This window comes from Sphingobacterium sp. UDSM-2020 (assembly GCF_016132525.1).
GTDB classification, from domain to species: Bacteria; Bacteroidota; Bacteroidia; order Sphingobacteriales; family Sphingobacteriaceae; genus Sphingobacterium; species Sphingobacterium anhuiense.
Genome location: NZ_CP066166.1, coordinates 1,996,882 through 2,009,968, shown reverse-complemented (window position 1 = coordinate 2,009,968; position 13,087 = coordinate 1,996,882). Strand labels below are relative to the sequence as shown.

The window sequence follows — 13,087 nt, the reverse complement described above, 5'->3', positions numbered from 1 at the left end:
ATAGATAATCCCGCTTTTTAAAAATTCTTGTTTTATTACCATCCAGGATTTTGTCCTAATGTTGGAGATTTCTGTAATTCTGGATCTAATATTGGAAACAAGTAATGCTTAGGTGCATCAAAAACACGATTTTCAACAAAAAACCTTTCCATTCTATAATGCTTTGTTCCAATTTCAATCTTTCCATTTGGATCTTCTATTGGGCGCATGCCATTGATCATATTTTGTAACTTAGGATATGCGGACCTGTTATTTTTCCAGTAATTAATACTGCGTTCCGTATCAGTAGCTCCTGCACTCTCAAACAAAGCCTTTTTAGCTTTTTCAACAGAACTGCTAGGTTCTAAATATAAACGAAAATCAAAAGCGCGTTTATTTTCATAAAAAAACTCTACTCTTCGCTCTCTTTTAATGTATTCATCCATTAAATTTTTGTCACTAAGGGTTGCTAAAGGCATTGGCACCATAAATGATCGTGAGCGAACCTGATTAATCAAATCATAGATTTCTTGTGTGGGACCATCAATTTGGTTTACAGCTTCAGCATAGATATAGATAAAATCTGGTAATCTCCAAACTGGGGGTGCACTGATCGAGACACTACCATTTCTATTCCAAGCTTCCTGCAAATATTTTCTCAAGTAATAACCAGTTTTTGTCGCATTATTAGATCCGATTCTATTCGCTCCTTCTGCAGTATTCATTTGCGAGGGATTATTATCTCCCCCCCTAAAAGCAGCACCATGGAAGATAATATCACGATAAAATCTTGGATCTCTCGCTACTGAAACGTATGGATTAGCGTCATCATACCCGTCAGATTTTGCTTTTTCACTATAGATCGGATATCCATAACCATCTGGCGAAATATATTCATACTCATCAACCTGTTCTTGAACCGGCATTTGACGAGACCCTCCGCCCCGACTCGGTGGATAAACATCTCCAAACCAGCCTTCACCTTTATACTTTGTAAAAAACAATACATACTCATTTTTAAATGCTTCCATATCGTAATACATCTGCCAAAGCCGAGTTGGCACCGTCGATTTATTTGTATTTTGGCCACCGCTATCTCCAAAATCAGTTTTGCTATACTTCTGAAACAAACTATATCTTTTTCCTCCAGCTATTGTAAAATCTAGAACAGCTTTTGCGGCCTCCTTTGCTTTTACCCATCGATCAGGGCTTACAGCGGCATATTCACTTTCAAATTTTCTAGTTCCGGTATATCCTTTAGTAGCGGCCCCATTCCACAATGGAGTAGCTGCCATCCATCTAGCCTGCGCGATTAAACCCAAACATGCTCCTTTGTCAATGCGTCCAAAATTTTGACCTTCCCATTTTTCTGGCACTCTTTTATAAGCTTCCTCGGCATCTTTAACAATCTTTTCAACCACAGTATGAAAAGATTGTTTTTCAAAATTCATATTCTCAGTTGCTGTAATTACGTGGTCCACATAAGGGATTTCTCCATATATTCGAATCAACAACAAATGAAAATAAGCACGCATAAAATATATTTCGCCTATTCGCATTGGTAAAGAGCCAGGCTCAAGGATATCATCGGGTGTATTGTATTTGGTTACGCCTTGCAATACAACGTTTGTACGACGGATACCATCGTATAAACTATTCCAAAATTGTCCATTATCACCGGGCAATTCATTCACACTCCAGTCGCCTGTATTATATCGATTTGTAATATTGCCTTCTACAGAAGAGCCCTCAGCCTCATCAGTAATGGCAGCACTTGAAAAGTGATAAAACCAAGATATAGGTTGATTAGCACCTTTAGCTTTTGCATATATATCAGTTACCAGTTGATTGACTTTATCATATCTTGAGAAAATCTCATCTTCACGAAGTTGATCATCAGGCAATTTATCGAGGTATTTATTACAACCAAGACAAAAGAAAATAACTGTAATTACTGATATACTTAAAATAAATTTATTCATTTTCATAATCTCACTATTAAAAATTAAGATTCAATCCAAAATTATAGATCTTTGAAATCGGGTACCAATATCCACTGGCATTACCCATTTCAGGATCGATACTTAGATCCTTTAGACCTGACCATGTTAATAGGTTCATCCCTTGAGCATAAATTCTTAATTGGTTCAAACCAATTCTTTTCAACATTTGCTTCGGAAAATTGTATCCTATCTCAATATTCTTGAGCCTTAAATATTTCGCATCATATAAAAAGAGACTACTTTCACTATTTTTATTATTAGCTGAATTTCCCATATGTAAAGCCGGATAGGTTGCCGTTTCTGCAGTTTCTGGTGTCCAGCGCCCTAGGTGTATTGGTCTTACAGATCCAAACTTATCTTGATCAAAATTAGGGAAATCCCATGCTGCTGCATCTTTTAATACAATAGAAGAATTTAATGCGCCCTGAAATAATAGACTGAAATCAATGCCTTTATACTGTAATGTAATTGGGACACCAAATTGAATCTCTGGACTTCTTGGGTTACCCATAACTGTTCTATCACCTAGATCTGTAATTTTCCCATCGCCATTTAAATCCTTATAGACAACATCACCTGGCCCTACTTTACCCCAAGGTTGATACTGGTTCGAATTCAATTGATCAGCTTCTGCTTGATCCTTTACAAAATGATCAAATTGGTATAAAAAGTTTTCATAAAGACGTTTTCCTGTGGCCTGTCTATATGAATATTCACGCGGAATTTCCTGTCTGTAAATCAACTTATTGCGAGCAAATGTAAAATTAGGTTTAACAAAAAATCTAAAATCATCGCCAATCATATCTGAATAACTCAATTCGATATCAATACCTCTGTTTCTTACTTTTCCAATGTTGATCAATGGAGATGATTTGCCAACAACACCAGGAAAACTAATATCAGTAGACTGCAATTCAGTTATAATATCATAACGATAATCTTCAAATACATCAATATTTAGGTTGACTTTATTGCTCATAAATGCCATATCCAAACCTATATTTGTTTTTCTTGATTTTTCCCAACTAATATTTTCGTTTGCCAAACGTCCTTCACGTGCTCCTCCCAACGAATTATTGAAGTTCTGATCGCCAAAACTATAACCATTACCACCACCATAAAAAGCTAAATAGCCAAATCTACTATCTCCAGGCATCTTATCATTCCCAACTAACCCCATAGAAGCTCTCACTTTCAAGAAACTCAACCAGTCCTTCATACCATCCATAAACTTTTCTTTGCTGACAACCCAGCCAACAGCCCCCGCAGGAAAAAAACCAAACCGCTTACCTTTTATAAAATTTTCGGAGCCATTGTAACCAAAGTTAAATTCGCCTAAATATTTTTCAGAATAATTATAGGTAAACTGTCCAGTAAGGCCTTGATAACGAATATCAACACCCGCTTTTGAATTTGCTGCATCATAGATAGACTGACTTGACCTATTAAACAATAGCATACTGGCTACAGTATGCTTATCATTAAATGATCGATTATAATTCACCTTTGCCTGTAAAAAAGTACGGTTAAAGGGACTACTTTGTGTAAAAGTATTACCTAAGGTCTGATCGATTGTAAATTTATTACCATTTGTATATAATCCTTCATAATGACCACCATTCATGAATACATCAATACCACCTACAGGTTGAAAGGTTGCATAACTCGGATATTCACGATACCCCTCACTATATGTCCCTAACTGTCGATAAAGCCATTGTTGTTCTTTAGCATCGTAAGAAAATACACCATCAACAGATAATCCTTTTGTTAAAAAGTCTAAATTCCAACCAGCTGCAAAACTTCCTTCCAATACTGTATTCTTTTCGGTGTGATAACCTGACCTAGTCAACTCACCTAAAACATTATAACGGTATATTTGATTTCCAAATAACAGACCTGACGGGTTGTTCAATAAATAATTTTCTGTAGAGGGTTGTGCATTAGGTTCATTAACAATAGGCAGGTAAGGAGGTTGCGTCATAGCCAAAGTTGTTAATCTTGACGCTGATGTCCCCGGAGAAGTACGATCGGTTATGCGGGCGCCTAAATTCAATTTCACCCATAAATTCTTCGTAATATTAACATCAATATTCGACCTGAAGTTATAACGTTGAAATTTAGGTGAAACATTGTATTTGGAAAGATCCACATGATCATAATTATTATCTTGTCCCATAAATCCGCCCATAACAAAATATTTGGCAACATCATTTCCTCCGCGAATAGAAAGATTATATTCATGTTGGGGAGCTGCTCGGAATATATAATCAAAATAATCCCAATTATAACCTAATCCATCACTATTATCACCCTTCGCTTTTCTAAAATTATTTATTGCTTCTGCACTAAATAATTTTAATGTCGAAGGATCACTTCCATTCAGTTTAGCATCATTGGTCATAGCTTCATTATAAAGTGTCGCATAATCCGCTGATCCCAATAATTCTGGTAATTGTGCAGCTGAATTTATTCCATAAGAAGCTCTGAAATTAACAGATGCTTTATCTGATGACTGCCCTCTTTTGGTTGTCACCACGATTACTCCATTGGCTCCACGAATACCATAAGGTGCTGTTGCTGAAGCATCTTTTAAAATAGAAACGGTTTCAATTTCATCAGGAGCCAAGTAGCTCATATCGCGTTCTATACCATCTACAATAATGATTGGCGATTGATTTCCATAAGTTGATTTACCTCTAATAAGAAGTTCAGATCGATCAACGCCCGGTTCACCACCAGCATATTGATTCACAATCAAACCAGGCAAGCGCCCTGCAAGCATGTTGTTAATATTTGCTGCAGGGCTCTGAATCAAATCTTTTGTTGTGATCGTTGAAACTGCGCCAACGATATTACGCTTCTTTTGCGTTGTATACCCAACTACAACAACATCCTCTAAAGCTTTAACGTCCTCCACAAGGCTAACCTGTACTAAAGTTCTGCCATTCAGAGCAATTTGTTGAGGTTGAAAACCTATAGATGAAAAAGTGATTACCGCCTCCCCATAGGGCACTTGTATCCGATATTTACCCGAAACATCTGTTTTTGTTGACTTTCCCGTAGCTTTAACAACGACTGTTACTCCCTCTATTGGTCGTCCAGTAGAATTATTAAGAACAGTCCCTGAAACATAGCCCTCTTCCTGCAAAACGGGAGATATAGAAATACCATGAAGCAATGAAGCTTTAACTTGATACAAACTACAGCAGGATAGCATTAGAAATAATGGAATTACTTTTCTTTTCATAAATTAAATTTTATAATCAGTTGACTAAACGAAAAGGTTTGTTACGACATATTGATTTCTAAAAATTGGTTAGAAAAAGAAAATCAACATTTTTTTACTGTGTCTTATTTAAGAAAATTTGCATAAAACAAATTGGCAAAAAAAACAAAACTAATTCGATTTACTAAAGATAAAACTTAAGAAATTAGAAACTTGTTAATCAATTGTTAACATCATTCTTTTTCTATTAATTCCTGATTAAACGGGTGATAAAGCCAACTTTGTAGATTGTTTCAATTTTTAATTGATTAGAATTTAAGAGCACTTTCCGTATTCTAGAAATAAAGACATCTAGACTGCGTCCCATAAAATAGTCACTTTCCCCCCATAGTTTATTGAGTATTTCTTCTCTGGTCAGTACACGATCTAAATTTTGCAATAGATATTTCCACACTTCAAATTCACGTGCAGTCAAACGTAATGTTTTCCCTCCATTAACACGTACTTCCATAGCACTGCAATACAAAACAACATCTGCAATTTTTAGTTCTTCTATCTTTTTCTCTTTGCCACGCGCTAAAATATTGTTCATGCGCCATAAGAGCTCTTCCGTATCAAATGGTTTGGTGACGTAATCTTCTGCTCCTAGCTTGAGTCCTGCAATACAGCTTTCCTTTGCATTGCGTGCTGTTAAAAACAAGAAACGAAATTCAGGTTTCAAAACCTTTATTCGCTTCACCAATTCAAAACCATCAAATGATGGCAGTTGAACATCGACTAGCAATAAATCGAAATTTTGTTTTTTACTCAACATTAAAGCTTTATCCCCATCATCGACTAGCTGTACATGAAACCCACTTCTTTCCAGATACCATTGTACCTCTACTCCAAGATCTGCATCATCTTCTATAAGTAATATTTTTCCTTCCATACTATTTACTAATTGGAATTGTTATCCTAAAAATGGTTCCCTGATCTTGAACAGTATCCAAGTCCAGTTTCCATTTATGTATTGCAACAATATTATAAACAAAATATAATCCCAAACCTAAGCCTGTTGAGGATCTGATATGCCTACCTCTTTGGAATTTATTAAATATACGACTTCGATCCTGTTTATCTATCCCAAATCCATTATCGCTAATTTCGATCATAAAAAAATTTGGAAAAATAAATAAAACATTGACCAGTATCTTTTTCTGTTCGCTCACGTTATACTTCAATCCATTCTCGACTAAATTGGTGACTAAAGTTGTTAGCATAAAATAATCATAATAAGCATATAAATCAACTGTATCTGGTTCAAAATTCAAAACGATAGTTGCTTCTTTTTTCCATTTTATTTGGCTATCTAAAATAATATCATTTAAATCTTTTACCAGTATGTGTTTTTCAAACTGCGCTGCCTGCGGATCGAAAGAAGAGACCTCCACTGCTTGATTAATCAACTTATCTAATCGTTGGATCTGCCTATTGATGACATCCAAACTTCTATAACCACCCTCCCACTTTATATCTTCAAGGTCTGCTCTTAAATTTCTTGCTGAGACCTTTAAGGTTGTTAGAGGCGTCTTAAATTCGTGGGTCACATGATTAAAAAAATCGGTGGAAATCTCATTTAATTTTTTTTGCCTTATCCAGTTACGCATAGTAATGAAAAATAAAAAAACAACGACTAAAATACTACTACTCGATAAAAGCAGCAATGGGGCAATAGCCATAACTATATTTTTTACCTGATTATGCTTACTGGCATATAACTTAAAGGCAATCAAGTTAGAATTATTGGAGGGAACTGTAACTGTAATGGCAGATACAATATTTTGAGGACGAACGACATCAAAATTTCCATCGATTACTCCATCTTGATCTGTCGAATTAACTTCAAACAATGAGTAATAGATTTTACCGTCAAACGTTAGCGCAAGCTTATCCAAATACAAAGCATAATCATACTCGGTCAAGTCTAGTTTTAGGTTTCGAATGATATTGTGAAACTGAACCTCAAAATCTGCTTTCTTTTTTAATTCTACCAAAATTTCATTTCCCAGATCTTTTAATTTACGGCGAAAAAGCTTTGGATCTTCATAATACAGCTTTTGTAATGTTTCATACTGCGGAACCAAGATCGAATCAATAATTGCCTGCCCTCCTGGATACAACTTGTCATTGATGATAGACTCCTCATATGCTAATTTGATCTCTGCTTTTTCATTTTTCAGGAACTCAAGCTGTTCAATTTTATAAACGCTCGATATCAGTCTCAATTGAAGTAAAATTAAGACCACAAAGCTGGTAATGGCTACTGCTTGAATGATCTTAATTTTACTCATCTTCTTATTCATAAACTTTATCATTGACAGGTCCACAATACACAATGTGATCTATGCTTTTATGAAACTTGATTTATTTACATGATAGGTAAATATAAAAATCTATTTCCCTGGCTTATCAGTCATCTCAAATTGCAGTGCCCCTCCATTCATAATGGCAGCATAAGAAAGTTTCAAATCAGCTAAAGGTTGACCATTTAAGCTTACTTTTTTTACATAGACATTTTTTTCGGATTGATTTTTCACATCTATTGTAATCGTTTTCCCATTTTCTAGGTTAATCTTTGCCGATTTGACCAATGGACTCCCTATCCAGTAAGCATCATCTCCAGGTGCAACAGGATAAAAGCCCAAAGCAGTAAATAGATACCATGCAGACATCTGCCCACAGTCATCATTTCCACCTAAGCCTGCATGTCCATTATGATATTGATTCCGGATGATCTGACGTACACGAGCTTGTGTTTTCCAAGGGCTAGCGGTTTGATTATATAAATATGCGACATGGTGCGATGGTTCATTACCATGTACATAGTTACCAATAATTCCATCGCGAGTGATATCTTCTGTATGTTCGAAATATTTATCTGGTAATTCCATTGTAAACAAGGAATCCAGATAGTTTTCTAATTTTTTGGGTCCCCCCATCATTTCCATCATAGCCACTGGCTGATGTGGTACATATAAACTGTAATTCCAAGTATTACCCTCTATGAATCCTTGACCATGGGTCTCCAAAGCATCGAATTTAGATCTAAATATTCCTTTTGCATCTTTAGGTCTCATAAAGCCGATAGAATGATCATAAACATTTTTCCAATTTGATGCTCTTTTTATAAAATCTTTGTAGATGTCGTCTTTACCTAATTTTTTAGCAAGTTGCGCGATACACCAATCATCATAAGCATACTCCAGTGTATTGGAAACTGAAGTCCCAGAAATTTCATCTGGTACATATCCTAAATCGATATAGGATCCTATTCCTTCATATTTACGTGCATTTGCTGTTTGAACGCATGCAGCCAACGCGGCTTCAGCATCTCCTTTGTAAACTCCTTTCAAAATTGCATCTACCACCACCGAGACTGAATGATACCCACTCATGCACCAATTATCATTGGCATAATGCGACCAAATAGGCAACATTTTCAAGACACTTTGATCATAGTGTGCCATCATGGATGATACCATATCGGCATTGCGCGTAGGATTGATTAAATTCATTAATGGATGGAATGCCCTAAAAGTATCCCATAACGAAAAAGAGGTGTAATTGGTAAATCCTTTTGCCTGATGCACTTCTTGATCCAAACCTTTGTATTCTCCATTCACATCCATATACACTGTAGGCATCAGACTGGCATGGTACATGGCGGTGTAGAAATTAATCAGATCTTCTTTGTTCAGCATATCCACCTGTACTTTGTTCAGTTCCTGCTCCCACGATTTTTGACCCGCTTTCACATAATTTTCAAAGTTCCAATCTGGTGCTTCGTGTTCTATATTCGCAAGCGCATTCTTCATACTTACGGGACTTAGTGCTACCTTCATCAAAACCTCCTCACCATCCTTCGTGTCAAAATCCAGATTCATTTTGATCTGATGTGCGGCTAAATCTGGAAAATTATTTTTTTGATCAAATTTTCGCCAAAAACCCGCATAAACCTGTTTTGCATCTTCATACTTAGCTCCATAATTTTTAAATGCTTTCGAAGTTTTAATCGCAAAATAAACTGTCCTTGTTCGAGCCCACCCATTAGTTTGACGGTAACCTACGATCGTCGAGTCATTCAAAACACGGACTACAGTCCAAACATTTTTAGCTTCGTAATTATAAATACCGGCGGTTAAATCTAAGATCAAGTGTGAAGCATCAGATTTTGGAAATGTATACCGATGTATGCCCACACGACTTGTGGTCGTCATCTCGGCTTTAATCTGATGTTTATCTAATAGTACCTTATAATAATTTGCTTCTGCAACCTCATTACTGTGTGAATATGGTGAACGATATCCATCCTGTGGTCTATCGGCAGTACCTGGATTCAACTGAACTTTACCCTGTGTGGGCATAACTAAGATGTCACCCAGATCTGAATGTCCTGTGCCACTAAAATGAGTATGGCTGAACCCAACGATGGTCGGATCATCATATTGGTATCCTGCACAATACTTGTAGACATCACCATTATATTTACCATTCATAGCATATGGAATGGTGTCTGTATCAGGACTTAGCTGTACGGCCCCAAATGGTACTGTTGCTCCTGGAAATGTATGCCCCATGCGGGCTGTACCAATTAAAGGTTTTACGTATTGTATTAAATTGGACTGCGCCTGTAGCAGGTTAGGAAACAGGAACAATCCTAAATAAAGGAGTTGTTTACTTTTCATAAGTTTAGATTTTTAAAGACTTGGAGCCTGGCTATAGTTTTTCCATAACTCATCTAGTGTCTTTCCGGTTTGCTTTTCCCAAAATCCATCTGTAAAGGTTTTATTCCGCATTGCCAAATCTAGATTTTTAACAAATCCTTTTTTTACCTTTTTCTCTATCCAAAAGAAAAAACGGGCGGTTACACGATAAGAGTCTGTATACTTTTGGCTTGCATTCCATTCTGGTAATTTCCAATTTGCACCAGCATTGTCTATACCATCGGCAAAACGGACATAATCAGCGATTCCTTCTGTAATCCACCAAGGTCCAGAGCCATTGGGGTAGCCTTGCACGATATGCATCACTTCATGGGTTACGACATCTATATCCCCTGGATTCTTCGCAAACCATTCAGGACTATACCTTACTATTCCACCGGCTGTGGCGGCTACTCCTTTATAATCGGGATCGATCACAAAAGATACTTTTTTCATTGTCTTTTTGTTATACGTTTTTGCCAACTTCGGGTAATTGACAAAAAAAGTATGGATCAATTTTTCTTTCAAAACAGGGCTGAAATCTTTATCCTTATTTATCCAAATCAATGTGTAACCATTCTTTGTAATACTATCCGTATCAACTGCTACCTTACGATCATGTTCTGTATGGTTCCAGTTATCTTGAGCAAGGGCTGATTGACCAGCAATCAACCCTATTACACAACCAACTATCTGACTAAATTTCATTTGTCATTATTTTTTAAAAACTGTCTTTAATTCTGTACTCATCGAATAAGGGGCTGCGTCTAATGTAGCTCCGCGGTTATAGTTTGGTTTAGAAGTCATATCAAAGGATAGTGTTCCACCTTTCACTAATTCTTGGTGGCTCAACCAATTCTTAGTGTAGGATTTTCCATTAACTTTTAAGTCATTGACATAGAAATTCTGTGCACTAGCTTGATTTCCGATGATCTCTACTGTTTTACCATTTTCCAGTTTTAATGTTGTTTTTGCGAAAAGTGGTGCCCCCAATACGTATTCATCGGTAGCAGGACAAACCGGATAAAATCCAAGTGAAGAGAAAACATACCAAGCCGAAGTTTGACCATTATCTTCGTCTCCACAATAACCATCGGGAGTAGCTTGATACATACGATCTAAGACCTGACGAACCCAATATTGTGTTTTCCAAGGTTGGGCACTATAATTATACAAGTAGATCATGTGTTGGATGGGTTGATTACCATGCGCATACTGTCCCATATTTGCGATCTGCATTTCACGAATTTCATGGATAGTACCCCCATAATAACTATCATCGAAAGCTGGTGGCTGTGTAAATACACTATCTAACATCGTATTAAATTGTTTATTACCCCCCATCAAACCGATTAATCCTTCTATATCGTGAAAAACACTCCACGAGTAATGCCAGCTATTGCCTTCTGTAAATGCATCACCCCATTTCAATGGATTGAATGGGCTCTGAAATTTGCCATCTTTATTCTTTCCGCGCATTAAGTTTGTTGAAGAATCAAATAGATGACGATAATTTTGTGCTCTTTTTGCGTACAGTTCAATATCTGCTTTCGGTTTTTTTAATGCTTTGGCTAATTGATAAATTGTAAAATCATCATACGCATACTCCAGTGTACGTGCTGCGTTTTCATTGATTCCTACATCATAGGGCACATAACCTAATTTGTTATAGTACTCAACTCCTTTACGGCCTACTGCAGTCATTGGTCCCTCATTGTTAGCCCCATGCTTCAAAGCCTCATAAAGTGTATTGATATCATATCCTCTCAATCCTTTAATATAGGCATCAGCCACTACAGAAGCAGAGTTATTACCGACCATGATATCTGCAAAACCCGGACTACTCCACTCTGGAAGAAATCCACCTTCTAAATATGCGTTTTTCAATCCTTCTTGCATTTCAACATTGATGGATGGATACATGAGATTCAGGAATGGATATAGCGCTCTAAACGTATCCCAAAAACCTGTACCACCATATAAATATCCTGGTAATATTTTTCCATTATAAGGACTGTAATGTACCTTTTCTCCAGAGGCATTGATTTCATATAATTTATTTGGAAAGAATAACGTACGGTATAAGGTCGAATAGAAAGTACGCATCTGATCGATATTATCACCTTCTACAGCTAATCGACCTAGCTTTTCATTCCAGATCGCTCTTCCATCAGCCTTTACTTGATCAAAAGTACGGTTACCTAATTCATTGAGATTGAGCAGTGCCTGCTCTGCACTAATAAATGAAGAAGCTACACGAACTTGAACAGGTTTAGATTTATCTTTTACTTTAAAGCCTAAAATTGCTCCGGTCTGATCTGCAGTGGATTTTAATTTACCTTTAAAACGTTCCTTACCTTCCCAAGTTGAGTAATTGTCAAAAGGTTGATCAAATATTAAGACAAAATAATTCTTAAAATTTGTCAATTTTCCACGAGAGTATCGTGTAGAATAACCGATAACCATATTCTTTTCAGGAATAATCTGTACTTCAGATCCCTTATCGAATGCATCAAGGACAACAAATGCTGAATCTGTCTTATTAAAAGAAAATTTAAAATAAGCAGCACGCTCTGTCGGTGTTAATTCTGCCGTTACATCATGATCAGCTAAATACACGGAATAATAGTAAGGAGTTGCTTTTTCAGCTTTATGTGAAAACCAACTGGCTCTTTCTTCTTGATCAAAAGCGGCTTTACCCGTTACTGGCATTAAAGAAAACTGTCCGTAGTCATTCATCCATGGAGACGGCTGATGCGTCTGCTTCAATCCTCTTATTTTATCTGCGGCATAGGTATATTGCCAGCCATCGCCATTTTTCCCGGTCTGAGGAGTCCACATGTTCATACCCCAAGGTAATCCGATTGCAGGATAGGTATTTCCGTTTGACAGCGAAGGTTTTGAATCTGTTCCCATAAGTGGGTTGACCAAATCAACAGGATCAACAGCTTTGCCATTTAATTTCTGGGCAGAAACAGTATTCGTACAAAATAAGGATAGGCTTAAACTCCATGCTATCCCCCATTTTAGGGTTTTAAAAATCATATGTGGTAAGTTAAATTGACATAAATTGGGTATTTCAACATCATAGCGAAGAAATAATTGATTTAACGAGATTAAAGATAAAACCT

General features: G+C 36.6%; 7 protein-coding genes. All 7 read right to left on the bottom strand.

The window, feature by feature from the left end; all coding sequences use genetic code 11:
- Positions 1-35 precede the first annotated feature (35 nt).
- Positions 36-1,967, bottom strand: coding sequence for a RagB/SusD family nutrient uptake outer membrane protein (locus tag JAZ75_RS08640; RefSeq protein WP_208701250.1), 1,932 nt, complete (start codon positions 1,965-1,967; stop codon positions 36-38).
- Positions 1,968-1,977: 10 nt separating this feature from the next.
- Entirely contained in the window at positions 1,978-5,232 is a 3,255-nt protein-coding gene (locus JAZ75_RS08635; RefSeq protein ID WP_208701248.1) for a SusC/RagA family TonB-linked outer membrane protein, read from the bottom strand.
- A gap of 226 nt (positions 5,233-5,458) precedes the next feature.
- Positions 5,459-6,142: a response regulator transcription factor gene (locus JAZ75_RS08630; protein ID WP_208701245.1), complete on the bottom strand. Its 684-nt coding sequence runs from the start codon at positions 6,140-6,142 to the stop codon at positions 5,459-5,461.
- Position 6,143: 1 nt separating this feature from the next.
- Positions 6,144-7,544, bottom strand: coding sequence for a sensor histidine kinase (locus JAZ75_RS08625; protein WP_208701243.1), 1,401 nt, complete (start codon positions 7,542-7,544; stop codon positions 6,144-6,146).
- A gap of 102 nt (positions 7,545-7,646) precedes the next feature.
- Positions 7,647-9,938: a GH92 family glycosyl hydrolase gene (locus tag JAZ75_RS08620; protein ID WP_208701241.1), complete on the bottom strand. Its 2,292-nt coding sequence runs from the start codon at positions 9,936-9,938 to the stop codon at positions 7,647-7,649.
- Positions 9,939-9,950: 12 nt separating this feature from the next.
- The gene (locus tag JAZ75_RS08615) at positions 9,951-10,664 is read right to left on the bottom strand and encodes a basic secretory protein-like protein (RefSeq protein WP_132840830.1); all 714 of its coding nucleotides are present in this window, start codon (positions 10,662-10,664) and stop codon (positions 9,951-9,953) included.
- A gap of 6 nt (positions 10,665-10,670) precedes the next feature.
- The gene (locus JAZ75_RS08610) at positions 10,671-13,001 is read right to left on the bottom strand and encodes a GH92 family glycosyl hydrolase (RefSeq protein WP_132769482.1); all 2,331 of its coding nucleotides are present in this window, start codon (positions 12,999-13,001) and stop codon (positions 10,671-10,673) included.
- Positions 13,002-13,087 lie beyond the last annotated feature (86 nt).

What these genes read in the sequence shown, in the direction of transcription:
- JAZ75_RS08615 (WP_132840830.1), bottom strand. Translation starts at nt 10,664, where the DNA reads ATGAAATTTAGTCAGATAGTTGGTTGTGTAATAGGGTTGATTGCTGGT.
- JAZ75_RS08640 (WP_208701250.1), bottom strand. Translation starts at nt 1,967, where the DNA reads ATGAAAATGAATAAATTTATTTTAAGTATATCAGTAATTACAGTTATT.
- JAZ75_RS08610 (WP_132769482.1), bottom strand. Translation starts at nt 13,001, where the DNA reads ATGATTTTTAAAACCCTAAAATGGGGGATAGCATGGAGTTTAAGCCTA.
- JAZ75_RS08625 (WP_208701243.1), bottom strand. Translation starts at nt 7,544, where the DNA reads ATGAGTAAAATTAAGATCATTCAAGCAGTAGCCATTACCAGCTTTGTG.
- JAZ75_RS08630 (WP_208701245.1), bottom strand. Translation starts at nt 6,142, where the DNA reads ATGGAAGGAAAAATATTACTTATAGAAGATGATGCAGATCTTGGAGTA.
- JAZ75_RS08635 (WP_208701248.1), bottom strand. Translation starts at nt 5,232, where the DNA reads ATGAAAAGAAAAGTAATTCCATTATTTCTAATGCTATCCTGCTGTAGT.
- JAZ75_RS08620 (WP_208701241.1), bottom strand. Translation starts at nt 9,938, where the DNA reads ATGAAAAGTAAACAACTCCTTTATTTAGGATTGTTCCTGTTTCCTAAC.